20 protein-coding genes are annotated in these 25,777 nt (G+C 43.7%); 9 read left to right on the forward strand and 11 right to left on the reverse strand.

The window, feature by feature from the left end; genetic code table 11:
* Window positions 1–67 precede the first annotated feature (67 nt).
* Window positions 68–238 (forward strand): hypothetical protein, encoded by a 171-nt coding sequence (locus tag H539_RS32390; RefSeq protein ID WP_169816025.1) that lies wholly within the window; start codon window positions 68–70, stop codon window positions 236–238.
* Window positions 239–590: 352 nt separating this feature from the next.
* Window positions 591–1,760 carry a sporulation protein YhbH gene (gene yhbH / locus H539_RS0104590; RefSeq protein WP_026692559.1) on the forward strand — a complete coding sequence of 390 codons (1,170 nt, stop codon included), beginning with the start codon at window positions 591–593 and terminating at the stop codon, window positions 1,758–1,760.
* 79 nt (window positions 1,761–1,839) lie between these two features.
* Here the strand turns inward: yhbH and H539_RS0104595 are convergent, their stop codons facing one another.
* The gene (locus tag H539_RS0104595; protein WP_026692560.1) at window positions 1,840–2,427 is read right to left on the reverse strand and encodes a DNA-3-methyladenine glycosylase; all 588 of its coding nucleotides are present in this window, start codon (window positions 2,425–2,427) and stop codon (window positions 1,840–1,842) included.
* Between the two features lie 189 nt (window positions 2,428–2,616).
* Window positions 2,617–3,987, reverse strand: coding sequence for a peptide MFS transporter (locus H539_RS0104600; protein WP_026692561.1), 1,371 nt, complete (start codon window positions 3,985–3,987; stop codon window positions 2,617–2,619).
* Window positions 3,988–4,509: 522 nt separating this feature from the next.
* Here H539_RS0104600 and H539_RS0104605 point away from each other — a divergent pair.
* From H539_RS0104605 to H539_RS0104615, 3 genes are read left to right on the forward strand one after another with little or no spacing between them, the layout of a single operon-like run.
* Window positions 4,510–5,868, forward strand: a complete 1,359-nt coding sequence (locus H539_RS0104605) for a spore germination protein (RefSeq protein WP_026692562.1) — start codon at window positions 4,510–4,512, stop codon at window positions 5,866–5,868.
* Window positions 5,861–6,940 (forward strand): GerAB/ArcD/ProY family transporter, encoded by a 1,080-nt coding sequence (locus tag H539_RS0104610; RefSeq protein WP_026692563.1) that lies wholly within the window; start codon window positions 5,861–5,863, stop codon window positions 6,938–6,940. Before H539_RS0104605 ends, H539_RS0104610 begins: the two co-directional genes overlap by 8 nt.
* The gene (locus H539_RS0104615; RefSeq protein ID WP_026692564.1) at window positions 6,937–8,019 is read left to right on the forward strand and encodes a Ger(x)C family spore germination protein; all 1,083 of its coding nucleotides are present in this window, start codon (window positions 6,937–6,939) and stop codon (window positions 8,017–8,019) included. The genes H539_RS0104610 and H539_RS0104615 overlap by 4 nt, the downstream gene beginning before the upstream one ends.
* A gap of 68 nt (window positions 8,020–8,087) precedes the next feature.
* Here H539_RS0104615 and ald read toward each other — a convergent pair whose 3' ends face one another.
* The 4 genes from ald to H539_RS0104640 all read right to left on the reverse strand — a co-directional run bounded on the left by ald (window position 8,088) and on the right by H539_RS0104640 (window position 12,422).
* Window positions 8,088–9,221 carry an alanine dehydrogenase gene (ald, locus tag H539_RS27725; protein ID WP_035321937.1) on the reverse strand — a complete coding sequence of 378 codons (1,134 nt, stop codon included), beginning with the start codon at window positions 9,219–9,221 and terminating at the stop codon, window positions 8,088–8,090.
* A gap of 183 nt (window positions 9,222–9,404) precedes the next feature.
* Entirely contained in the window at window positions 9,405–10,676 is a 1,272-nt protein-coding gene (locus H539_RS0104630; protein ID WP_245602129.1) for a PucR family transcriptional regulator, read from the reverse strand.
* 109 nt (window positions 10,677–10,785) lie between these two features.
* Entirely contained in the window at window positions 10,786–11,784 is a 999-nt protein-coding gene (locus H539_RS0104635) for an inorganic phosphate transporter (protein ID WP_026692567.1), read from the reverse strand.
* A gap of 14 nt (window positions 11,785–11,798) precedes the next feature.
* Window positions 11,799–12,422 (reverse strand): DUF47 domain-containing protein, encoded by a 624-nt coding sequence (locus H539_RS0104640; RefSeq protein WP_026692568.1) that lies wholly within the window; start codon window positions 12,420–12,422, stop codon window positions 11,799–11,801.
* Between the two features lie 595 nt (window positions 12,423–13,017).
* On the opposite strand from H539_RS0104640, the gene abc-f reads away from it, so the two are divergent.
* On the forward strand, window positions 13,018–14,811 hold the full coding sequence (gene abc-f, locus H539_RS0104645; RefSeq protein ID WP_026692569.1) for a ribosomal protection-like ABC-F family protein: 1,794 nt from the start codon (window positions 13,018–13,020) through the stop codon (window positions 14,809–14,811).
* 113 nt (window positions 14,812–14,924) lie between these two features.
* Here the strand turns inward: abc-f and H539_RS0104650 are convergent, their stop codons facing one another.
* Window positions 14,925–16,466, reverse strand: coding sequence for an ATP-binding protein (locus H539_RS0104650; protein WP_026692570.1), 1,542 nt, complete (start codon window positions 16,464–16,466; stop codon window positions 14,925–14,927).
* An 884-nt stretch (window positions 16,467–17,350) separates the two neighbouring features.
* Between H539_RS0104650 and H539_RS0104655 the strand changes: the two genes are divergently transcribed.
* A complete protein-coding gene (locus H539_RS0104655) occupies window positions 17,351–18,004 on the forward strand; it encodes an SDR family oxidoreductase (protein ID WP_026692571.1) in 654 nt (217 codons plus the stop codon).
* 58 nt (window positions 18,005–18,062) lie between these two features.
* Here H539_RS0104655 and H539_RS0104660 read toward each other — a convergent pair whose 3' ends face one another.
* From H539_RS0104660 to H539_RS0104675, 3 genes are all read right to left on the reverse strand, one after another.
* Complete coding sequence (locus H539_RS0104660) at window positions 18,063–19,832, reverse strand: hypothetical protein (RefSeq protein WP_026692572.1); 1,770 nt, start codon at window positions 19,830–19,832, stop codon at window positions 18,063–18,065.
* 241 nt (window positions 19,833–20,073) lie between these two features.
* Window positions 20,074–22,041: a hypothetical protein gene (locus H539_RS0104670; RefSeq protein ID WP_026692573.1), complete on the reverse strand. Its 1,968-nt coding sequence runs from the start codon at window positions 22,039–22,041 to the stop codon at window positions 20,074–20,076.
* Window positions 22,042–22,147: 106 nt separating this feature from the next.
* Window positions 22,148–23,371: an ATP-grasp domain-containing protein gene (locus tag H539_RS0104675; RefSeq protein WP_026692574.1), complete on the reverse strand. Its 1,224-nt coding sequence runs from the start codon at window positions 23,369–23,371 to the stop codon at window positions 22,148–22,150.
* Between the two features lie 156 nt (window positions 23,372–23,527).
* On the opposite strand from H539_RS0104675, the gene H539_RS0104680 reads away from it, so the two are divergent.
* Window positions 23,528–24,091, forward strand: a complete 564-nt coding sequence (locus H539_RS0104680; protein ID WP_035321938.1) for a GNAT family N-acetyltransferase — start codon at window positions 23,528–23,530, stop codon at window positions 24,089–24,091.
* A 132-nt stretch (window positions 24,092–24,223) separates the two neighbouring features.
* On the opposite strand, the gene H539_RS0104685 is transcribed toward H539_RS0104680, so the two are convergent.
* A complete protein-coding gene (locus H539_RS0104685; protein ID WP_026692576.1) occupies window positions 24,224–25,129 on the reverse strand; it encodes an RluA family pseudouridine synthase in 906 nt (301 codons plus the stop codon).
* A gap of 188 nt (window positions 25,130–25,317) precedes the next feature.
* On the opposite strand from H539_RS0104685, the gene H539_RS27730 reads away from it, so the two are divergent.
* Complete coding sequence (locus H539_RS27730; RefSeq protein WP_051348436.1) at window positions 25,318–25,737, forward strand: DUF5365 family protein; 420 nt, start codon at window positions 25,318–25,320, stop codon at window positions 25,735–25,737.
* Window positions 25,738–25,777: the final 40 nt, after the last annotated feature.

Genomic DNA, 25,777 nt, shown 5'->3' on the forward strand with positions numbered 1-25,777 from the left:
TTTTTTTCACCTTATAAAGTTTATTCGCTGCGTACCCCGGGTAAATGAAGGAAAAGGGGTGAAGGCAATGAATAAATCTTTTGAGCCTGTACCGGAAAATAGCTCTATGGCCAGTAATCTTGCTGAAATGAAGAATCTGGGTAAACAGATGGAAAACATGAGAAGCAATGAAGAGCTTGTGAGATACGGAAAAAGACCGGATCCCGTCCAGCATGAGGAAGAATTGAACAGCCGGTAACCTGTCCTGTATGGATTCAATGTAAAGCAGCCTTACTTGATGAGGGTGCTTTTTTATTTGTGCACTATGATGTACATAAAAACAGGGCCAGGCTAATAGATTATAGAAAGGACTTGAAAGCAAGGGTTACTCGAATGATCAGAATTCAAAATAGGGCTGTCACACCGGAAAATAAACAGGCATGGATTAGTGTTTAATTGTCGAAATAATTTGTAAATTTCTAGCTGGAGCCGCATAGGATAGAGTAATCCAATCCCTTTTTATCCAGAGGATTCAGGATTATGAAAAAGCAGTTTTTTCGTATTTTTAATCATTTAATGAGCAAGCGAAAACGTTAGGAGGGGAAATGATTATGACAGTTGACCCTAATCGCCAGTTTGTGATTTCCAAGGAAGATTGGTCCCTCCACCGCAAAGGTTATGACGATCAGCAAAGGCACCAGGAAAGGGTGCAGGACGCCATCCGCAATAATCTCCCGGATTTAATATCTGAAGAAAGCATCATCATGTCAAATGGCCGGGATGTTGTGAAGATACCCATCCGTTCACTTGATGAATACAAAATAAGATACAATTACGATAAAAATAAACATGTAGGCCAGGGAGACGGTGACAGTCAGATTGGTGATGTCGTAGCTAGAGATGGAAGAGAGCAGCAGCAGGGGCCGGGGAAAGGGCAGGGCGCAGGCGACCAGGCTGGAGAGGATTATTATGAAGCAGAAGTTTCTATGATGGAAATTGAAGAAGCCCTGTTTAAGCAGCTTGAGCTGCCCAACCTGCAGAAGAAAGAACTAGATGAAAATACAGTCGAAAATATTGAGTTTAATGATATCCGAAAGACCGGATTAATGGGAAATATAGATAAGAAGAAAACGATGATGACAGCCTTTAAGAGAAATGCCATGAGCGGAAAGCCGGGTTTCCATCCAATCCTTAAGGATGACCTGAAATTTAAGACTTGGAATGAAGTCGTGAAGCCTGAATCCAAGGCTGTGGTCCTGGCCATGATGGACACCTCGGGCTCTATGGGACTTTGGGAAAAGTATATGGCGAGAAGCTTCTTCTTCTGGATGACCCGCTTTTTGCGCACGAAGTATGAAACGGTGGAAATAGAGTTTATTGCCCATCATACAGAAGCGAAGGTAGTATCCGAAGAGGACTTTTTTTCAAAAGGAGAAAGCGGCGGAACCATCTGTTCTTCAGCCTACCGGAAATCACTGGAATTAATTGACACTAAATACAGCCCCCAGAAATTTAATATCTATCCATTCCACTTTTCAGACGGAGATAACCTCACTTCGGATAACGCCCGCTGTGTGAAACTCGTCAATGAAATCATGAAGCTGTCCAACATGTTCGGGTATGGAGAAGTCAACCAATACAACAGACACTCCACACTCATGTCAGCCTACAAAAACATCAACAATGAGAAATTCAACTACTATATCCTCAAACAAAAATCTGATGTATTTAACGCCATGAAAAGCTTCTTCAAAAAAGACGATAGCAAAATGTATGCGTAAAAGTTTGGGAAATGGGGACAGTCCCCATTTCCCATTTGGTATTTTTAAGGTTTGGTCCCGGGTTAGGGACAGTCCCCGATTACCTGGATACGAATGGGTTTCGGGTGATCCAGAATCTCCATGGGTAGGAGGCTGCTTCGCCGGAGTTGGCGATGCCAATTCTTGGCCCGATGGATACGGAATCGGGGGTTATGCCTTCTGTTATGTAAAGGGGAGGCATTGTGAAGGTGCCTCCGTAGTCGTCCATGGTGATGCCGAGGGCTTTTGTGAGCTTTCCCGGGCCGCTGGTTAAGCTTTTCAGGGTGGAAGTTCCCCTTCTGTCAAACATGAGCTCGATTCCATCCACAGGCTCGACAGCCCGGATTAAGACGGCTTCCGGCTTATCCAGTCCGCCGCAGACCACATTGACGAGGCAGTGCGTGTGCATCACATAGGTGTAAATAGAACCCGACTCTCCAAACATGATTTCTGTGCGTTTTGTACGGCGATTATTATAGCTGTGTGCAGCCCGGTCCATCGGGCCGGCATAGGCCTCTGTTTCTACAATATAGCCTGAAGCCGTTCCTTTAGCAGTCTCTTTAACCAGAAGACAGCCAAGCAGGCTGCGAGCCAATTCAAGGGTTGGCTGGGTATAAAATTCAAAATCAAGCGGTTTATATCTTTCCATTCTTCTACCTTCCTATTTTCGGCCTCCAATTGTGTATTCTTATATTTAACCTAACATCACAGTGTTTAATCTTTTTTCAGTCCGCAGGGGTCCCGAAACCGGGATTCTTCCTTTTTGTCCCTAAGTATAAAGGCTTTAGAAAACAGACCAAATGAAAAAAGACCGCCTCCAAAGGGAGGCGGTCCGCTTTTATTCCATCATTTGATTCAGTTTTTTAGAGATCGCCAGAAGGATTAGGCCAAGTAGAATGGCCATTCCGCCTATAACCGCAAAGACTTCCAGATAGCCCAATGACTGGGTTACAGAAGCGACCTGCCCTGCAAGAATGTTGGCAATACCTGAAGAGGCGAGCCATACCCCCATAAGGAGGGATGCCAGCTTCACTGGAGCAATTTTACTTACCAGAGATAGTCCAACAGGTGATAGGAAAAGTTCCCCGACTGTGTGGAAGAAGTAAGTAAGGATGATCACGAGAAGATTGGCTTTGTGGATCACATGATCCGGATCGCTTCCCGTCCTTGTGATAGCCAGAATCAATACGACAAATCCCACTCCCAGCAAGATCATTCCCAGTCCCATCTTTGTTGGGATCTTTAGATCGCCGCGCTTGGATTTAGAAAGGCTCAGCCAAAGAGAAGAGATGATTGGCGCAAGAATGATGATAAAAATTGGATTGATGGATTGGAACCAGGCAGTGGGAACTTCCCAGCCAAACACACTTCTATCGATAAATTTATCTGTATAAATGGTCAATGAGCTTCCGGCCTGTTCAAAGCCTGCCCAGAAAAACACAACAAATGCAGTAAGAATGACAATTACAGTGGTGCGCTGTTTTTCTTTTTTAGTTAACGGTTTATCAGCAGCTGCAGATTGACCTGCGGCTGTTTTATCTTTTGCAACAACAGTTTTCCCGATATTTCCTAAATAACGGTTTCCAAGGACATTAAATAAAATCTGTCCGATAATCATACCGATCGCAGATACCAGGAATCCATAGTTATAAGCGTGGACAAGCGTACCATTGGCTGTTTTATAAGCAAAAAGATCATCCGCAAAATAGCCGATCAAGAGTGGAGAAATGAACGCCCCAAGATTGATCCCCATATAGAAAATCGTAAATGCAGCATCTTTTCTGGCATCATCAGGCTTGTACAGCTCACCGACAAGGGTGGATATATTCGGCTTGAAGAAGCCATTCCCGATAATCAATAAGGCAAGTCCGATATAAAAGGCTGTATAAGTCTGGCTTGAGAACAACGCGATGTTCCCCAAAGCCATGGTCACTCCGCCGATAGTGATGGCTAATCTCTTTGGTATGAAGCGGTCAGTCAGCCAGCCGCCGATCAGCGGTGTCAAATACACGGCTCCTGTGAAAAACCCGTAGAGAGATAAGGCGTAGCTCTCGTTCATGGCGAGTCCGCCTTCTACAAACTTCTTGGTTAGATAAAGAACAAGGATTCCCCTCATTCCATAATAGCTGAATCTTTCCCACATCTCTGTGAAAAACAGCAAATATAAGCCCTTAGGATGCTTTTGTCTTTTTTGTATAGCAGCTTCCATGGATGTTTCCTCCTGAGTTTTAGTATGGCTTCGTGCTTAAATTTTCTGAATAATTCGTTTAATTCAATCGCGAATACTTATACTAATATAATTGTTTATAATATAACGGTCAATTAGAAAGTTTTGACTATTAGATAAAAAACAGTTAAATGACTATATAAAACAAGGATTATTTTCTTTGTAATCCTTAAAAGATAAACTAGTTATAGAATTATTTCTTTTCGAAATTATTATATAAATATAACGATAGGGAATAATCCATCATTTATTATGCTCATTCGGGAGAGTTCTTATTAAAAGACGTCAATAACGGTTTTCTAGAAGAACTGGCATTAAGAATAGTTTTTGAAAGCTAGTAAAGGGGGGAGGAGTTGCTGCAGCATCTTCTTGAACAAGAAAGTATACACTAAAAAAGCAGCTTTTCAATAAAGCTGTTTTTTTAGTGTATTTTGGGATGTTGAGGGAACCTTAAGGAAAGTATTTTCTCGAGGACAGCTCATGTTCTTGTCTGGAGGGGTTTTCATGGCTATAAAAACTAAAACTGAAATCGAAAAGCAGGCGGATTGGATCAGAGAACAGCTTAGTGAATGTGTGGATCTGGAAGATAGGCAGCTAAGCGTCAATGATAAGAGTGCCCAGCTCCTATTTATGAAAAGTGTATGTGACTCGAACATCATTTATCGGTATGTGATCAGTCCTTTTTTTGAAATCAAGGATATAAAAAAGTTTGAGGATTATGTCCGGTCTTTTCCCGGAGAAGAGGTACCTAAGGATCAGCATAAAATACTTTCAAATATGCTCAAAGGGTATGCGGCCATCTTTACGGAGGAAAACATATTTGTTATTCAAATGAAAAAGGTGGCAGGAAGTGCTGTAACAGAAGCCACAGCAGAGGTCAATGTTCAGGGGTCTCCGGACGCCTTTACGGAAAACATTGAAGTAAACATGAATTTAATCAGGCATCGGTATCAGACAGCGAACCTAAAGGCCGAGATCCAGGTGATTGGCAGCCTGTCCCAGACCAATATAGCCCTTATGTACGACTCTACTAAGGTGGATAATCAGGTGCTTAAGGAACTGAAAAAAAGGCTGTCGGATATTGAGGTAGATGTACTGATAGCTGCCGGTGAGCTTGAGCAGAAACTGTCCGGAAGGAAATTAGATATCTTTCCTACATCGCTTGTAACGGAAAGGCCCGACCGGATGGTTAAGAGCATTTCAAAAGGAAAGATTGGGGTGATTATAGACAAAACTAAATTTGCCATTATCGCGCCTTCCATCTTTTATGACTTCTTTTCAGCCATGGATGACCGGATCCAGCTTCCGTTAGTCGGTTATTTTTTAAAGGGAATCAGATATCTTGGACTTACAGCTACCCTGACCCTGCCTGCTTTTTATGTTGCCTTTTCTTCTTATAATCCGGAAATTTTGAGGGTGCAGGTCACACTGATGATTGCGGGAAGCCGGGCCAACGTTCCGTACCCGGCGATCATGGAAGTGCTATTTATGCTGCTAATGGTTGAATTCCTCATTGAAGCCAGTATCCGGCTTCCTAAAACGATTGGCCCAACCGCCACAACCGTAGGGGGATTGATTCTAGGGCAGGCGGCAACGGAGGCGGGGCTAGTGAGCAGTATTATGATCATCCTCGTTTCAGCTGTGGCCATCACGAATTTTGTTATTCCCATAAACATGATGAACTTTACTGTGAGGGTTCTTCGATACGGATTTTTGGCGCTCGGCTTCTTTTTTGGGCTGGTTGGGATTGTCCTTGGTTTTGTCGGACTGATTGCCTATTTATCTGAATTAAGAAGTTATAACCGTCCTTATTTCAATGTGCTTGCTGATACTGACAGCCGAAAGGGTAAGACGTATGGTTAATAATCGATACTTTTATTATCTTTTGATTTTGAACGCGCTTGTAAATTCCATAAATTTTATACCGAGAACACTGATTAATAATGATGGCAGCCTCGTGGCCATCATTATATCAGTGGTGATTGGGACTCTGTTAATATACTTCTTCACGAAACTCATAAGGCACTTCCCGGGAATGGACCTGCCAGAGATACTGACGCCAGTCTTTCCCAAACTGATTAAAAATGGGCTGATCTTGATCTTCTCCATGCATTGGTATATTTTCGGGGCTATTACTTTGGTTTCTTTGGTAGATATCACGCACCGATTCATTACCCCTGATGTGAATCAGTATGTACTGACCACCGGGCTCCTTCTTTTGGTCATCCTGGCCTGCCAGATAGAATCATATTCCGTATTATCCATGGCTGAGACCATTGTGGTCATCAATATTCCGCTCATCCTTTATTTTTTCATTAAAATGCTGATCAATGAGTGGTTCAGCTGGGAAACGGTCATGGAGGTTATAACCAATTCAGCGGATATACCGCCTTACAGTTCAATTGCCGCGAGTACCTTTGTGTTTACAGGATATATTAACCTGGTGGTCTTTAACAGACTTTTTAAAGAGTTGAAAGTCAAAAAACTATGGATCATTTCCCTGGTGGGATTTCTGCTATTATTGCTGTCTTTCCTGGTTCCGATCGGTTATAACGGCATACATGGGTCAAGACATCTAATCTATCCATGGATCAGTACGGCCGATTCGGTCAGGGTTGTGTTTTCCATTATCGAACGCCTTCTGTTCGTCTTTTATCTTTTTTACATAACCATTGCCTTGACGGCAATCATTCTTTATTGGCATGTAGGTCTGAGGATGCTGCAGAGCATTTTCTTTAAAAAGACTTCCAATGAGTTTAAACTGAAAAATTACGTGCTTTTAGGGGTATTTGCAGCTTTTGCATACTATATGGTCAGTCTTGATCAATTCACTTTCTTGCAAATTGGTACCTGGTTTATCCGAATACGTTTTTTCTCAGAAATCTTTTTGCTTTTTGTCCTATTTTACGCAGTACGGAGGGTAAAAAAAGCATGAAACAAGTTATAGTAAGCATTTGTGTAATGATATTATTGTCGGGCTGTAATATCCGTGATGTCGAAAAGCGGGCCTTTGTAGTAACACTCGGGGTCGACAAAGCCAAAGAAAAAGATAAGGTATTAGTGAGCTTTAAAACGGCATTGCCAAGCGGAGATCCTAAGGCCGGTCTGAATCAGTTTTCAGTTGTTACGGTGAAGGCAGGCAGTGTGGCAGAGGCTGTGAGAATCGCTAAGTCCAGATTGGATAAGGAGCTTGATTTCGGTCATACGAGCGTAATAATCCTGGGCAGGGACCTATTGAGGGAAAATGTTAGACCGGTTATATTCTGGGCGCAAAGAAGAAGGGATATTCAAATGATTTCCTATATCGGGCTTGGGCAGCCGACAGCAAAAGATGTTCTTGCCGTAAAGCCTGTTTCTGAGCGAAGCCCGGCAGGATATCTCAGAAACCTTATGAGCCGGGAAGGCAGTGAGTCTCCTTTTGTCGTCAATGAATACCTATTTGATCTCCAGCGAAAGATCATGGAGTATGGGTGGGACCCAGTATTGCCAGTTGTGAAGGCAGAGAAAGACAAATTAGTGATCGAAAGGGCCGTACTGATGAACGACGATAAAGTTATGGCGGAATTGACCCCGGATGAAACCAGGCTTTACAACCTGCTTGCCAATGAAAATATAGCATCCAGTTATACGGCGAGGGTAAAGGGAAAAATAGAATATACGATCCACTCCGAAAATTCAAAGGCTAAATATAAAATCATTTCAGGTACGCGTCCAAAAATCGAGTTTCAAGTAAAAGTAAATGGTGTCCTGGAGGAAGACCGGACGCCGGGTTTTTTTGATAAGGACAAGGAAATCCAAGCAAGCAAAATTATTGAAAAGAGTTTAAATAAACGCATAAAATCCACTTTGGTAAAATTCCAAAAGCATGGAGTGGATCCCCTGGGAATAGGGCTCCGATATCAGGCGACGCACTGGAGCAAAAGGGAGAGGGAGGCTTGGTCCAGGATGTATCCCAAAGCGGAATTTGAAGTCCGCACTACTGTGAAGATCCATTCAACAGGGATCATTCGCTAATTAATGCATTTTAAGAATCAAAAAAAGAGAAAAGCAGGCCCGGAGATATCATCCGTGCCTGCTTTTTCTTATGCCTGAACAAATTCCTTATCCAATGCATCCTTTAATTCCACAAAGGTAAATCCAAGATCGTCAGCGACTGCCTTGAAGGTCACTTCGCCGTTCACGACATTCACTCCCTGTGCAAGGGCTTCATTATCAAGGACAGCCTGTTTCGCACCTTTATTGGCAATCTGCAGCGCATATGGAACAGTCACATTGGTTAGAGCGATGGTAGAGGTACGCGGGACTGCACCAGGCATATTGGCAACAGCATAGTGGACAACACCGTGCTTTACATATGTCGGATCATCATGGGTGGTAATATGGTCGACCGTTTCGAAGATTCCTCCCTGATCGATGGCGACATCCACGATGACAGAGCCCGGGCTCATTGCTTTCACCATATCTTCTGTAACCAGCTTAGGCGCCTTTGCTCCTGGAATCAATACAGCACCAATGACCAAATCAGATTCTGCTGCTGCTTCTGCGATATTGAATGGATTGGAAATAAGCGTTTTGATCTGGCTGCCAAAAATATCATCCAGCTGGCGGAGACGTTCAGGGCTCAAGTCGATAATGGTCACATCTGCACCAAGACCTACAGCAATTTTGGCAGCGTTTGTTCCTACTACACCGCCTCCGATTATAGTTACTTTTCCTCTTTTTACCCCCGGGACGCCTGCAAGCAGGATGCCTTTGCCGCCGTGCGGCTTTTCAAGGAATTGGGCACCGATCTGTGCAGCCATCCTTCCGGCCACCTCGCTCATCGGCGTAAGAAGCGGAAGGGTCCTGTTTACGGATACGGTTTCATAGGCAATGGAGAATACTCCGCTCTCTTTTAAAGCCTTGGCAAGCTCAGGTTCTGCAGCAAGATGCAGGTAGGTGAACAGAATCAGATCTTTGCGGAAATACTGATATTCACTCTGCAGCGGTTCTTTAACCTTCATGATCATTTCTGCTTCTTTCCAGACGTCTGCAGCTGACTCGACAATGGTTGCACCTTCTGAGCGGTACTGCTCGTTCGTAAATCCGCTGCCAAGACCTGCATTGTTTTCTACCAGCACTTCATGTCCGCCTCTTGTCAATGTGTGGACACCAGCTGGAGTCAGAGCCACACGGTTTTCATTATTTTTAATTTCCTTAGGTACACCGATTCGCATTGATTTTTCCTCCTAAACGGCCTGTTTAGACGGCCATTGGTATATGAATAGGGGATTCCTATTTGAAACAAATCATACATTGTACAAACAGTATAAGCGCTTTCACTCTTGTTTTGTTTGTGTGAAGCGAAGAAATTAAAAAGGCGCATTTGTGAAATTCCACAAATGCGCTTTACAGGAAATTCACTCCCCAAAATCCAGGGAGGCAAGGCTTTGGGCTTCCTCATATTGCAGAAGCTTTATTTCGATGAATAAGCCTGTTTTTTGAACGGAATCTTTTAAATTAATATCACCGACTTCTGATATTCTCTTCAAACGATATGTAAGAGTATTGGCATGTACATGAAGGGTTTTGGCCGCTTCATTTGGATTGGAGTCTTTCTCTAGATATATTCTCAGGGTTTGAAACAAATTGGTCTGGTGCTTCTGGTCATAGAGAAGGATCCGGGCAAGCTGGTCGCTTTTTGAGCTTTTATTTTTCTGCCTGCTCAAAAATGCAAGATATTTATAAATCCCAAGGCGGCTGTACAAGCAGATGCCTTCCGTCTCAACAGGAAATAAATGTTTGATAGACAGGACTTCCTGGGCTTCAAGATAACTCTGCTGCACCAAGGAAAATTCAGAATAGACCTGGCCCGATGCGCCGAAGATAGGCTGGACCTGGAATCTGCTGTCCATCTGGCTGATAAAACTGGAAATAAAGGAAGAGAGTGATAATGCAGCGCCCTTATCTTCCTCAAGAGAGGCAAAAAGAATCAGCTTGTTATCATCTGTGGTATAAAGAATCGGCCTTATTTTTTGGGTAGTAGTGAGCAAATAAGCAATCTGGCGTTCTCCTTCGGAAGAGATATCGCTGGGAAATGTAAAAACGAGTACCGAAAATGCCTGAGGAATGACATGGGCATGCTGGATCAGCTGTTCCTTTATTTCTTTTGGGTCTTGAAGGTGCCCAGTGAGGAGCTGCCAAAGAAATTCCTGGTCACTGGCGAGTCTACGGTGCTTCCTTGTCTGCAGCTGGAGAATTTGGTTTTTTGCCTCTTTTGCTGCATATTGAAGAAATTCTAGATCTTCTTTGGTAAATGGCTTATCGACTTCAAGCGCCCAGATGAAGCCAATAACATCCCTGTTTTTCCAAATCGACACAGCCGCCCGGTTCCCGAGGCCGACATCTGAAATAGCCGGTACTTTAACTGGATCGGGGCTTTTTAAAAGGGCGGGAATGATTCCATCCTTCCACAGACTGTTAATGACCTTTTCAGGCACCCTCCGGCCGATGATCGTGGAAATCCTGGCTTTATCCGTCCTGTCATCGTGCATGCTGTATGCCAGCAGGCGGTGGTTCGCATCTTCTATTGTAATAGGGCAGCCTAAGTATGTGCTGACTCTGTCGGCAAAATCCTCAAGATCTCCATGCAGCCCCTGAAAGAGGGCCTGCATATTTTCTTTATTTGGCATAAAAAACCCCCGTGCTAAGTTTCCTAATCATTGTATCATATTTTATTAATTATTCAGGCTTTTATCCCTATATAAAAAGCCCGGAAAAACAATCCGGGCTTAAAGCTGCTTAAAAGATTAAATCAAGCAGGAAAAATACTAATCCTGCAATGGTTGCTGAGATAGGAAGGGTAATTACCCAGGTAATGATCATCCGCTGTGCAGTGCCCCATTTAACCCCTTTAACACGGTGGGAGGTACCCACACCGAGAATGGAGGAGGCGATAACGTGGGTCGTGCTGACAGGAAGGTGGATATACGTTGCTCCGAATATGATCGCTGCACTTGTCAGATCAGCCGCTACTCCGTTAACAGGGCGTATTTTCATAATCTGGCCGCCGACTGTCTTAATGATTTTCCAGCCGCCAATCGATGTACCAAGACCCATGGCTGTGGCACAGGCAATTTGAACCCAAAGCGGAATTTCTGTACTAGATACATATTTATTGGCAATCAGGGCCATGGTGATGATCCCCATGGCTTTTTGGGCATCGTTCGTTCCATGTGTGTATGACTGCAAGGCAGCTGTTCCTATTTGAACCAGACGGAATCTTTGATTGGTCTTTGGCAGGTTGGCTCCCTTGAAAATGACCTTGAAAATACTGTAGACAATAAAACCTAATCCAAAAGCCAGGATAGGGGAAATGATAAGGGCTTCAAGGATCTTTCCGAAACCGCTCCACTTTAATATCCCAAATCCTTCAGCTGCAATGGCAGCTCCGGCAATCGCGCCAATGATGGCGTGTGATGAGCTGCTGGGTATGCCAAAGTACCATGTGATCAAGTTCCAGGCAATCGCTGCGATCAATGCCGCCAGGATCACGATTGAACCATTATGCAGGGAAAATGGATCCACAATATCGGATGTAATGGTTTTGGCAACCCCAGTAAACGAAATGGCACCCAGAAAGTTCATTACGGCTGCCAGGATAATCGCATGTCTAGGCTTTAATGCCTTTGTTGAGACAGAGGTTGCAATGGCATTGGCGGTATCATGAAATCCATTGATAAAGTCAAAAGCTAATGCGCCAATGACAATCAAAATCGTTAAGATTAACATAGTATTCATCGAGTTAAAGCTCCTTACGCATTTTTCATGACAATGGTTTCAAGTGCATTGGCGACTGATTGACAGTTGTCTGCAATATCTTCAAGATTTTCATAAATCTCTTTATATTGAATAATGCGGATCGGATCCTTTTCAACTGTGAACAGATTTTTTATGGATTGTCTAAGGATGGTATCGCAGTGTGACTCCAGATCCTTAATTTTAATTGCATGCTCGCGGATCTGAGTGAACTTCTTTTTATTCGTTAAGAGGCTGACGGACTTCTCGATTTCATAAGCACAATCTTTAATCGCATCCACAAATTTCAGCATGTATTCATCAGCATTAATGACTGAATACATCTCAAATAGGGCAGATGTACTTTCAAGTCCATCCAGTACATCATCCATTGTCATCGAAAGAAGGAGAATATCCTCACGCTCGATTGGAGTAATAAAAGCATTGTTTAATTCCTTGATAGTTTCATGGACAAAGGAATCGCCTTTGTGCTCATAATCTTTCATGGTGTCTGAAAATACCTTAAGGTCGCTGATGTTATTCAGCTTGAAGTCGGCGAAATAATCCGCGCTTACTTTAAGGTTTTCCGAAATATTAATAAGCAGTGCTGCAAACTTATCCTGTTTTGATTTAAAAACCATACTATTTACCCCCGTTTTTTCATCCAAAGAATTGTAATGCTAGTATTTGCAAACTTATTTTATATAATCCGTCGACAAAAAAGATAGCTTTCGACAAAAAATTTACACAATCTTAACATTCAGGGGACAGAAAATTTCGTATATTTACATAAGCTTTACATTTCCGGGAGGTATTACAAAGGATTACTTGCCTTTTATCTAAAACTTTCCCCTATACCTGCCATATAAACACATTAGAAAAAATAAAGCTTCCTGCCGGAGACCGGATAAAATGGGAAGCTAAAAATGGAAAAAGGTATCCTTTATTAGGGGATTTGTATATAATAGAAATAACAAACGTGAGGAGGCATCTAAAATAGACGCTATGGATATCCGATAACTTTTTAGCTGTGAATTTTATAGCAATAAAGTACTCTGCCTGTGGTCAGAGCAGCGGGACCAATATGTCTATTTTTAGATCACATCACCTCATGTAATGGAAGCCTTTTGCATTTTTTTGCATAGGCATATTACCCGTCTAATCAAACCAAGCACAGGCAGAGCCTGTGCTTTTTCCCTTTTTTAAGGAAAAACAAGAAAGACGGGAGGAATCGATATGAGTTTGATAAAAGCCGAAAATGTTACCGTAGAATTGAACGGAATGAAAATTATAGAAAATGCAGCCCTTCATATCCGCCAGGGAGAGCGGATTGCTTTGATTGGGAGCAATGGAATTGGAAAAACCACTTTTCTGCTTGCTATACTGGGCAGGCTGCCGATAGCGAAAGGGACGATATCCAGGGAGCTGTCCGCGGAGGAAATAGGCCTCATGCTGGATGACGATCATCCTTTTGAAGGAACTGTCATGGATTTTATGCGGGAAGGCAATGAAACCTGTTCCAGACTGAAGGAAAGAATTGAGCAATTAAACACCCAATGGACGGAAAGAAGCGGGGACGAACTCTTTATTGAGGAATATAATGATCTTCTCCAGCAGTACAGTGATGTAAATGGATATGACTGGGAGCTATCCATAGAGCGTATTTTAAAAGAATTAAAAGTAAGCGAAGATCTCTGGGGAAATCTCTATTCATCCTTGAGCGGAGGGCAGAAAACCCGGGTAAAGCTCGCAAGGCTGATGGTATTGAGGCCTAAGCTCCTGATCCTGGATGAGCCCACCAACCACCTGGATGTTGAATCAGTGGAGTGGCTGGCAGGCTGGCTGAATGAATACAGGGGCACCGTGTTATTTATCTCGCATGAGAGGGAGTTTATTGATAAGACTGCTACGGCTGTATATGAACTTACCGAAACAGGCACACATCGCTATGATGGAGGGTACTCGGCATATCGTACCTTGAAGGATGAGGAAATCAAAACTGCTCAATCGCTTTATCAGAAGCAGCAGCAGGAGCGTAAAAAGCTGATTGAAATCATCCAGCAATATAAGCAGTACTATCAAAAGGCATCCGGTGCAGCGAGTGTCAGGGATCCTTACGCCCAAAAGCAGGCGGGCAGGCAGGCAGCACAGGTAAAGGCAAAGGAGAAGGCGCTTGAGAAATTGGACCAGGCCCGGATTGAAAAGCCGAGGGAAAAAAAGAAAATTGAAGCCGGGTTTGAAAGCGAGTCATTTGACGGGAAGCAGATGGCTGCTTTCAAGGATGTAACATTCTCTTATAATGAGTCTCCTTTATTTGAAAACATTCATTTATATATCCATCGCGGAGAAAGGATAGCCGTAACCGGCCGGAATGGTTCAGGAAAGACTACCCTGCTTAAGCTATTATCTGGAAGACTTGTGCCGGATAAGGGAATCATTATCCTGAATCCCCAGCTCAAAATTGGCTATTTTATGCAGGAGCTTGAGGGACTGTCAAAAGAAAATACCATCCTTGAAGAAATCCTGGGTATAAAAGAAATGACCCAGGAAGAAGCAAGGACCATCCTGGCATGCTTTTTATTCAGAAGAGATGATGTTTTTAAAAAAATTGAGTCGCTCAGTATGGGAGAAAAGTGCAGGGTTGCCTTTGTAAAGCTGTATTTCTCCGACGCGAACCTTCTTGTCCTCGATGAGCCGACCAACTATCTCGATATTCATGCGAGAGAACAGATTGAAGAGGCCCTGATGGGGTATCACGGCTCAGTGGTCATGGTCTCTCACGATCCGTATCTGCTGCGCAAAGTGTCCAACAGGGTTCTTCACATCAATCAAGGGAACTTACAGGATTTCACAGGCGGCTATAAAGAATGGGAAAAGTATGAAAAAAGGGATGCCAGGGAACAGGAGCGTACCAATGAGAAAATTCTCCTGGAACTGAAGCTCGCTGAATTGCTGAGTGATGAAGAAGAAAACTTGGAGGCAGTCCTGGCTGTAAAAAGACAGCTTGTTCAGCTAAATAAATTACGTTAACCTAAATGCTCTTTTTGTAAACGAGTGACTATGTTTACAAAAAGAACATTTTTCATTAAGAATGAAGTTTAATTCCAGGCTGGAGGACTGCTCCAATTTTACATATGAATCAATCAATTCACAATCTGATTCCCATTGACAGCAGGAAAAATGATCTGGAAGGTGGTTCCTTTGTTGATCTCGCTATGTACTAATATTCTTCCCTGGTGGTTTTGGATAATTTTATAGCTGACCATAAGGCCGAGCCCATTGCCGGAATCCTTGGTTGTATTAAATGGCTCGCCAAGCTTTTTGACTTGCTCTGGTGTCATACCAATCCCGGTATCCCTGATTGAGATGATCATTTCAGAAGAAGTCTTGGCGGCTGAGACGATAATATTTCCGCCATTCGGAAGTGCCTCAATTCCATTTTTAATAATATTTAAAAATACCTGCTTTAATTGATTCTTTTCTCCATATATGTAAATGTTCTCGTCAGGCAGGTCGCTGCTGATAATCACTGCATTTAATGCAGCCTCGGCTTCAAGAAGCTTGATGACGCTCCGGAGAATTTCAGGTGCGCTGCATTCACTGTAATTAGTGGCGTGAGGCTTAGCAAATACCATGAATTCACTGACGATAAAATTAATGCGGTCTACCTCCTCAAGGATGGTATCGGCATACAGCAGCTTTTTTTCAGAATGGGACGTGCTAAGGAGCTGGACAAAGCCTTTAACGGTTGTAAGGGGATTCCTTATTTCGTGGGCAATTCCGGCTGCCAATTCACCGACAAGTGAAAGCTTCTCCGCCTTCCTCAGCATTTCTTCTGTACGCTTCTTCTCGGTGATATCATACTGAATCGATAGATGCTGATAGGTTTTTCCATGGATGTCTGTCAAGGGGACAATTGTGGTATCCACCCAATAGAGCGTCCCATCCTTCGCTTTATTCAAAATCTCTCCTTTCCAGGGCTTGCCCTCTGTAATGGACTTTCGAATTTCCTTGAAAAAAGAGGGAGGATGAAAGCCGGAATTTAGAATTTCATGCTCCTGGCCAATAAGCTCTGCTCTTGAATATTTAGTAATCTCGCAAAACTTTTCATTCGCATAGGTAATCACATCCAGGCTGTCAGTGATGGCAAAGATGGTTGCCTCATTTAAGGCATTTTTAAAATCTGCCAGCTCCTTTAGCGTTATATTAAGATCCTCGGTTGATTCATCCAATGCGAATTTGGTCGTGGAAAAGCGGTCTATGTACAGCTTTGTAATGGTCCCCGCCACAAGTTCAATTAATGAATCAGCCTGGCGGATGACATCAAAGAGAGCCTTTGTGGAAATCCGCATGGACGCGGCTTCTTCCTCAAGAAGGTCTAAAAGAATTGAACGGATGCATGATCCAAAAGAAGTTAATAGATCAAGCGAGACATCAGAACTGATTGCCTTCTGCCCGAGGACATCCGCCCAGGATGCCAGGGAATTTCTAACCTCTATATCCCGGGAAATCATATAATCCCCGATATGATAAAACATTTCTTCAAGCAGAGAGTCCCTGTCGCTGATTTTAATATTGATAAGGCTGCAAATAATCCCCCCGATTGGAACTTCCATGGTTTTTTCGGCCAAGTGCCTGCTGTTTTTTTTGATTTTTTTACCAATCAAACTAGATTGATAATCCATTCTGTTCCCTCCCCCAAACCATAAAAGTCTATCATCCTCCTAGTTAGACAAGAAGACCTAAAATACCTTCTTCTATTTCAAAAGTCGCAGATTTATTTTTAGTTTATAAGGAAAAAAGGCACTTTTTCTCCCATGCTGCCGGGAGAGAAGGTAACAGATTTTATACTGATAAGGATTACTTGGATTTGTTATGGTTTATAGAATTTTAAATCAATATTAAACTACGATAAGTAAGAATTCCTAAAACAGACTGGTATGATCATTTAAAAGAGCTGTTGATCTCCTTTCCAGATGCTTCGCTTTCCGCGGGGCGGGCGGTGAGCCTCCTCGCCGCAAGCGCCTGCGGGGTCTCACCTGTCCCTAATCCCGCTGAGAAAAGCGGAGAACGGTGCTTTTCTAACCATATAAATGGAGGGAAGGATGAACATGTAAATTAATTAGAAAATATCACATGTTGAAAAGCAGAGACCCGACAAGCATAAGGCGAGCAGGACGTGGGAAGCGTTTTCCTTCCCATGGCCTGTTTGATTTATGACTCGAGGGTCTAAAGTCTCGCAGCTGGATCAAGGAGTCTTCGCACCTTCCACTCCAATCAACAGGTTCTCTCAATTTGTATTGCTGTGTAAGAATGTATTAAAAACTATTATCGTTTTGGTTAAAGGTGACTATCCAATAGTGGAGTACTTCAAATAGTAGTGTCAATTCAAAATATTCCATCCTTCTCTGTATGTTTATAGGAAGGGAATGACAGGGTATTGGAAAAAGAATGTCTTAATAATGTCCCAAAGCTGATACAAGGCTGATAATATTTCGGGATTGTATAAAAATAAACAGGAAAGTTCGCGGCCGATATCGCTTGGCCGAGAGAAGGGGAGGCATAATCCATGAAGGTGTTAGTGATAGGAGCCCATGGGCAGATCGGGCAGCATCTTATGCGGCTGCTCAGTGAAAATCAGGATCATTCAGTCCGTGCTATGGTCAGGAAACAGGAACAGGCAGAATACTTTGAAGGAATTGGCGCAGAGGCTGTTTTTGCAGATTTAGAAGGGAAGCCTGAGGAGCTGGCAAAGGCGATGGAAGGCTGCGATGCCGTCATCTTTACCGCAGGATCAGGCGGGAAAACAGGCTACGATAAAACTCTTCTGATTGATTTGGATGGAGCAGTAAAATCAATAGAAGCCGCTGAGCAGGCAGGTATCCGCCGCTTTATCATGGTCAGTGCCTTTCAGGCACATAAGAGGGAAAATTGGAATCAGGATATAAAGCCATATTACGTCGCAAAGCATTATGCGGACAAGGTTCTGGAACAGAGTAATCTGACTTATACAATTATCCGTCCGGGAGGACTCTTGAATGAGCCGGGGACAGGATTGATTGAAGCAGCTGAAAACCTTGAGCGGGGAACGATATCACGGGATGATGTGGCCAGTACGATCATGGCGGCCCTTGATGAGGAAGCCGTATACAATGCGTCCTTCGATCTTATAAATGGCGGGAAGGCAATTAAGGAAGCTTTACAGAGTTTTAAAAAGGAATAAATAAGAAAGAGGCTGTTCTTCTGGCATTACCCTGAGGAATAGCCTCTTTTTTGAATGATTAGTAATGAAATGCATACAAGCATCTAGTGAAGTGGTAATAAAGCAGGGAAGCCTCGCCAGGCAGTTCGCCATGTCCCTGCACCTGAACTTCCATATCCCGGCCCCAAACCTGTGAGCTGTCGTTATTCGGATTATAAAAATAAACTCTTATATTTCCCTCAGGGTCTGGAGCTACTCTTTGAATCAGAATTGCATGAGCTCCCAATGCTTTCTCGTCCCTATCATAAATCAAGATCCCGGCTGGCTGCGGAAGCATGCGCTGGATGTTTTCTAAGGAGGCTGGATGGTAGTATCGATAAAAAAGAGTCAAAAAGGAAGGGCAGCTGTGCAAATCAGCAAATCCAGCCAATACTCCAGGGCCATAAAAAGCAGGATTGACCCATTTATGGGGATCTTCATCCCGGGATCCTGCCAGCCTCAGACACTCCCCATACAGGGCATTAAGATGCGGGAGCAGAACGATTGAAACCGGGTCCATTGGGATCGAATAATTTAATTCTTCCATTCTTAATTGGGAGGAGAGAAGGAGGCTCCCCTCGAAGAAGAGGCTGATTTCATTGTCAGAAATGGCTTTGAGATAAAGCCTAGCCAAATGGACGGGGTCCGTCTGAGACCAGAAACTGATTGCCCGTGTCGATTGGCAGGATGGATTATACCCCTGCCCGACACCAAGCGGCTGGCCCAGAACCAGAATGATGCCTGAAACAAGATGTGCGTGAATATCAGCATTTTTCTCATTTCTATATATGAGTTCTAAACGATGTTTAACAGAGGAGCAGGGAGCCGTGATCAGGAGCAATTCAAGAAGGGAAACCATCTCATCCGTCAAAATGTCTCTTTCCAGCATTCTTGATAAAGCATAAACTGTCTGTTTTGTATCCACAGTAACCGCAGAAGTTATCAGTTTTTTGATAAGAGGGATATTCTTCTGAAGGTTATCCCTTCCCCATGAAGTCAAACCCAGGGCATCAGGGAGAAGATCCGGGTACTGAACATTAATAAATTGGATCAGGGACACGTGGCTTGCTGACACAATTCCTGTATCCAGCATGGATTTACTGCAGTGCAGGGCCTCCATCTTGAATTCTTCTTTAGTCAAAAAAGAGGCGGAACGAGAACTCACTGCTTTTGCATACTTGATGAATTTTTCGGGACAGTCACGGCCCTTATCCAGCATTTCCAGGCCGGAATAAATCAGGGACTCGATCTTCGCTGTTGTAATTCCCCTTTGTACTTCCAGTTTTTCTATTTCTTCTATGATTGAGTTTAAGACTTCGAGGCTGGAATACCGTTTCGTAATAAACTCCATCATGAGCCGTCCGGGATGCCTTTGCCCCTTTTGTTTAACTCTTGCTTCTTCTGTTTCCTTTTCAAAAAGAAGATCTATATTCAGTGCGATCACTTTATCAAGATAAAGCTGGGCTTCCCCCGGCGAAACTGTGTGATGGCTGTATGCGCCCAGGGCAATTGCGAGAATCCTAAGATTGCTGATAACTTCTGCGGCTGAGTCTGCTGTATCTGCTTCCAAAGTGCCTCTGACAAGTGGAGGATTCAGACTTCTTATATCATGCCAGGGAGTGCCCGAAAAGAAATGATGGCGGTCCAGCTCGGGAGCATGATTATAAAGAATTTCCATTCCTGAACGGCTGTGGAGGAGTTCATGGGCTTTAGCAAGAATCTGATTGCGAATGCGATGGGGCCCATTTCCCGTTATGAATAGGTTTATCAGATAAGGGAGTTCTTCCTCCCGGAATTGGTTCAGGCCCATTAGAATTCGTTCCTTTCAGTTGGAAGGTTATTATATTATAGACATCACGCAGAGAAAATCTACAGGAGAATTTTCTGATAATTCCTAAATTATGTTTTTCTTGATTAAAAAAAGCAAGTCTCCTGTAAGAAGACTTGCCAAAGCAGTTAAAGAAAATTCCTTTGTTCCTATAAAAAGAAAAAGAAAAAGGTTCAGAATGGTCTCATTCTGAACCCTTTTGCCGCCATATAAAGTTTGGCTTTTATTCAGCCCATGTATAGGATTCGCCCCAGCTTTCCTTCGCAATATTTTTAATTTCCTCGACGATGCTGTCCTCGACCATATAGGTATCGCCCTGTTCATACGGGTTATAGTGGAAGGCATACATACGGGAGACAAATTGGTGAAACGGAAGAGAGGCTTCGCCCTCATTTTCTCCATTTCCTGCTACGCTCGGTTCAATACCCTGCCCCCAATTCTGCCCGCTGTCATTGTTAGGATTGTAGAAATAAATCCTGTATTCCCCTGACGGATCCTCAGCAATACGCTGGATGGAGACTGCATGGAGCCCGAGCAGGCTTGCGTGAACATTTGTGATATAAATACCCACCGGGTTCGGATAAATCAATTGGTAGCCTTCGTTATAGTCGGGATGATGGGTGGCATAAAACAATCGGACAAATGCGTCAAACTCGGTTACATAGCCGGTTATAGGATCAATCAAATTCAAGAAGCCTCTAGGGATCCATTCTCCATAAAATTCAGGATTCACCCATTTATGGCCGTCTTCTCCGCGCAAAAGAGTTTTCTTCATCATTTCATTGTAGATTTTATCCAGATGCGGGACTAGGACCTTGGAAACAGGATCTAAATCCTGGTGGATGTCTCCGCCGGCGACACCATCCTCCAGTTCGCTGGAGTGGATGACCTCTCCTTCAAAAGTCATGTCGATATCATTGTCGCGGGCTCCTCGGGCAATGTTTTCAAGAAGCTGGCCGATTCCATGCTGGGCCCAAAGACTGATTGCCCTTGCAGATTGACATGTAGGATTTAAACCCTGGCCAACCCCGAGGGGCTGTCCGAGAGCACTGATCGTTCCAGCAACAAGAATGCCGTTTGCGGAAATGCCTGCTTTCCTGAATTCAGGTTTTAACAGGACCCTTTTGACCCTCTGGTGAATATCAAGCTCCAATAAGCGGCGGAGAGCCGGAACAATTGGATCCTGGGTCAGCACACCCCTGTCGAGCATTTTTCCGAGACCATAAATGGCCTGGCACGTCTGCGGGAATATGGCCAGAAGGATGATGTCATGCACTAAATCCTTCTGTTGATTAAAGCTCGCGGTGCCTGTTTCAGATAAACCAAGAGCTGCTGGAATCAAGCCGGGATCTGCCCGGTTAATAAATCGGATAAAGGTTGCATGGTAGGGTGATACAAGCCCGGTTTCACGAATGGAAGAGGCAAAGCTTTTTGCTTCACTTTCCAGATCTGATGCCTCCATATTTCTTAAGCTGCTCTGATATTCGCGGATCCCTTCGGCTTCTTCGCTCAAAGGTGTAGGTGCATCGATGGCTTTCTGGAATTTCTTGAGTGACCCTTTGACCGCTTCATCAATATTGGAATCCACCATATTTTTTGCCATAACGATCATATGCTTGATCTTGTCGACCATGATCGGCCGCTGTACAGTCAGGCGTTCAATTTCTCCTACAATTTTATCAGCTATTGCATTATAGGAAAGCTCAGAACCTAAGTATTTAAAAAGCCTCTCTGCGCGCTGCATATGCTCTCCGCCTTCTACACGCGCGGCTTCTGTTTCAGGAGGGAAAAGAAGGTCGAGATTCAGGGCAAGTACTTCGTTCAGGAACGATTTAGCTTCTTCCTGGGATAGACTGCTATGTTCATAGTCTCCTTTTGCAATGGAGAGCATTCTCATTTCACTTAACAGCTCGATGATTGAGTTTACGCCTTTTACCTTAAGGGAGCCTCCTACAAGCGGCGGCTGGAGTTTGGAAGCATCTTCCCACGGACCGCTGTGGAATACGCCGGCTTCGTCAAACATCGGAGCTTGCTGATAAAGAATATCGAGTCCCTCATCGGTTTCTGCCAGCTCAATGGCCAATTGAAAAACATTGGTTTGATACATGCTTTTTGCAAACGGCTTCGCCTGCTGCAGAGATTCAAGGGCTGCTTGGAATTTTTCGGCCACACTCATAGTTTCAGTGCCCATTGGTTCATGTCCTCCATTCGCTATAAGTAAAGTTGGATGGTTTGTGGTAAATAAATGTTTTATCCTTGGCAATCGTATTTTTAAAAACAGTTTCCAAGCAGGTTTCTTATAGATAGAAGTCATATTTTTCATACTGCTTCAAAAGGCCGCGCATTTTCTCGCTGTCCTGGCCGAAGAAGAAGATGGTCCCGTAATGGTTCCCGAAGCCGACTCGTTCTGCAACCTTTGAGGTGACAGGAATGAACATATCGTGACGCTCAAAATATGGATTGGATTTGAGCTCCTCAGGTACATTAAGCTTTTCGATCAGTTTTACGCGGGGATATACCATCAGGCTTCCGGCATAGCCTTTTGCAGACGTAACCTCCTCAGGGAAGAAATCCTGGAGCTCCTCCTGGGCAGTCTCGGGATCGCTGCAGAGGATTTGTGCCTGAAAAGCGCTGAAGCCGTAAGCGCGTTCAATTAATTCAAAAATGTGTCCGCCCGGAACCCGTGCGGCAACTTCGCCAAAGTTAAGCGTACCGTCAGCTGCGATGAAATATTCGGGGTGAATCACTCCATACTTAATTTCAAAAGCATCGACAAGCTTCTGCACCTCCTGGTGGATTTGCGGCCGCCACTCTTCAAGGGCCGGGGAGGCTGGAATGAAGTTGGAATGGCCAAGCTGGACATATTCCGTAATATTTAAGAACATGATTTTTCCTTCATGGATAAAGGCTTCGCAGGAGAATTCCTGGCCATCAAGATGGCTTTCCATCAAACATGGAAACTCCTGCTCGCTCATTAAATCAATATCATGCGCATCGCGGATTAGACGGTGTCCTACAGTTCCAGCCTTATTGAGAGGCTTAACATGGATGGGATCATTCACATCCCCGTCCATTTTAATCAAGGCTTCATTCATTCGCTTTAAAAAGCGGAACACATCGTCTTTCGTGTAGGCCTCTTCGAAAACTCCGACTCTTATGCCGGCCATCTGTGCCTTGCGCTTCATCAGACCTTTATCTCTTAAGAGAAGTGAACGATTGAAAATCCGGGGATCGTCATTTAAATAAGCGTTTACAGCCCCCGCCCATTCTACGGTCTCCTCATAAATCGGTACAGCCACCTTTGTATTTAAAGCTGCAAGCTTTTCTGAGAGTTCAATGGAGCGCTCATTCAGCTGCTCAAAATCCCAGGGTATGAACTGGATCCCATTCTTATCCGCAAACTCCTGGAAGCTTGGAGGGCCTACAACCACGTATGGCCTGTCCAGTTTATCGATTGCCTCGATAGCGGGCAGACTCCACCCGAGTATTGCCGTTACTTTTCCATCCTGATTATTTGCCATCCCACAGTCCCTGCCTTTTTATAAAGTAAAAGATAGATAACGAGGATTATATTTCCTTTTTTTCTAAATTCTAAACTTCAAAATGTAAGAGGTTTACTTTTTGGATATAAAAGGTATGTAAAAAGTGAAAAAACATTTTAAGGAGTGCACCTTACTATGGCCGATTGGTATGCGAAGCTTAGGGAATACTTTCCGGAAAGAGAGATGAAATCAGAGCAGCAGATGCTGCAGCTATTTGCAGATAATGAAACATATAAGCGTGATGCAGGGCCGGAATATGTACTGATTTATCAGGAAAAGGAAGATTTTATTTTTGTGGATTATATTCTGATCAGCGGGCGATACCGGGGAAACGGGATGGGCAGTTCCCTGATCAGCCGTTTAAAAAAGAAAAATAAACCCATCCTGCTGGAAGTAGAACCAGAGAATGACACAGATAAGGATTCCAAAAAACGGATCCAGTTTTATGAACGCAACGGCTTTAAACGGGCAGGCACCATTCTGTATCAGCGGAGGCATGTGATAACCGATGAACTGAATGACATGGAAATTTATTGCTGGGCACCCCAGAGAAAAAGCGAGGAATGGATTTATTCGAAAATGAGAGAGATATATTCGGAGATACATTGCCATAAAGCAGAAGAGGTATACGGGAAAAAAATGCAGCCTGCGTCAGAGGTATTATCCTTTAAGACTGACAGGTACAAGATAGCTAAATAATGTAAGCGTTTGCCATTTGTGAAGAAGCTGTAAAACCCATTAAATAACTGAACAATAGGACTGCAGGCGAGGTTATGCAAACAGCAAAAAAGGATCCAGCATGAGGATCCTTTTTTGCTGCCATCCAGTTTTTTAGTTTTGTTCCTCTGGGATTATCCCATCCATAACAGGCGCATGCACCTCGATCCATTCCTCCGTTAGAGGATGCGGAAACCTCAGGTTCCAGGCATGAAGAGCCTGCCGGGGAAGTATGGGCCTGCCTCCGTATAAGACATCCCCTGCAAGAGGGTGCCCGATAAAGCTTAAATGCACCCGGATTTGATGGGTCCTGCCTGTATCGAGCCGGCACTTGACAAGCGTCATATTTTTTTCCGGGAAGAGCTTAACCACCTCATAATGGGTAACTGCATCTTTTCCTGAAGCAGAAACCCGCCTTCTTGAACCATGATGGCGGTCACTCCCGATTTTCTCTTTGATGGTACCCTGCTTTTTTTTCATAAGACCGTGCACCAGGGCAAGGTAGGTCCGTTTCACTTCTCTTTTTTCCAGCTGCTGGTCGAGAATAGCAGCTGATAAACGATCCTTTGCGAATAATATGGCTCCAGTCGTATCTTTATCCAGTCTATGAATGTGAAAGGGAAGGATGGGTTCACCTTTCATCATCAAGTAAAAGGCAGCTGCGTTCTGCAGCGAGTTTTTGTCTCCCGGCTGGGAGGGATGCGTATCCATACCTGCCGGTTTATTTAGAACAAGCACAAAATCGTCCTCATACAGAACATCTATGTCCATAAATTCAGCAAAATCGGGGGGCTGCTCTGAATAGAAAAGAGGGAGCTGAATGATGTCACCTGGTGAAAGAGGGGCTTCCCATCCTTCTGTACGCCCCTTAATTCCGGCGGTCCTGGACATCCTCCATTCGTGGACCAATTTCTTAGGTGCATGCCAGTCATCCTGGAAGAGATGATTCAGTGTGATGCCCGCCCATTTTTTGGGCACTGTTATTTCGAGTATCGGGCCTTTTTTTACTGCCTTTATCATGCTGCCGCTCCTTTCCTGAACAAGTCAATAAATAACCAGATATATACCAGGTTTTAGAGTCTATTTGACTATAAAATTCCCATGTGGTTTAAATTTCCACCCTACTTTTGAATGGTTTTATGTTATCCTGAAAAAAGGAATCTTAATATACAGAAAAAACAGGAATATGCTTAAGGGTGGTTTTTTTCGTGAGAGTGGTTTATGCTTCTACGACTGAACAGGAACAGGAAATTGCTGAACTTGTCCAATTTTTTTATGAATCAGTTTTCCCGCTTTATTTTACCAAAAAAGACATTATGAAGTTTAAAGAGATGGGTGTTTTACAGACGACGACAAAGACATATGATTATTTCGGTACCTTGAAAGATGCTTTTCATGTAATGACCAGCTTGAATGTCATTTTGACAGTCCTTGAAAAAAAGAGAATGAACCTGGATAACCTGGATTGTGCTGAAGACCGTTTGGAGGAGCTTTTTTTTACCAATGCCAGTCTGCTGAATAAGTACGGAATCTATTTTCCGCTTTCCTTCGATCAATTCAGCTATTTACATAATCCAGCAAAAGATTTGAATTTATTCACTGCTCCTGCTAATCAGCTGCTTATTTGACATGATAAATAGACACGGAACTTTAAAGGCGTCCTGCCGT

Origin of the sequence: Peribacillus kribbensis DSM 17871, from assembly GCF_000430765.1 — a bacterium.
Classification (GTDB): Bacteria; Bacillota; Bacilli; order Bacillales; family DSM-1321; genus Paraperibacillus; species Paraperibacillus kribbensis.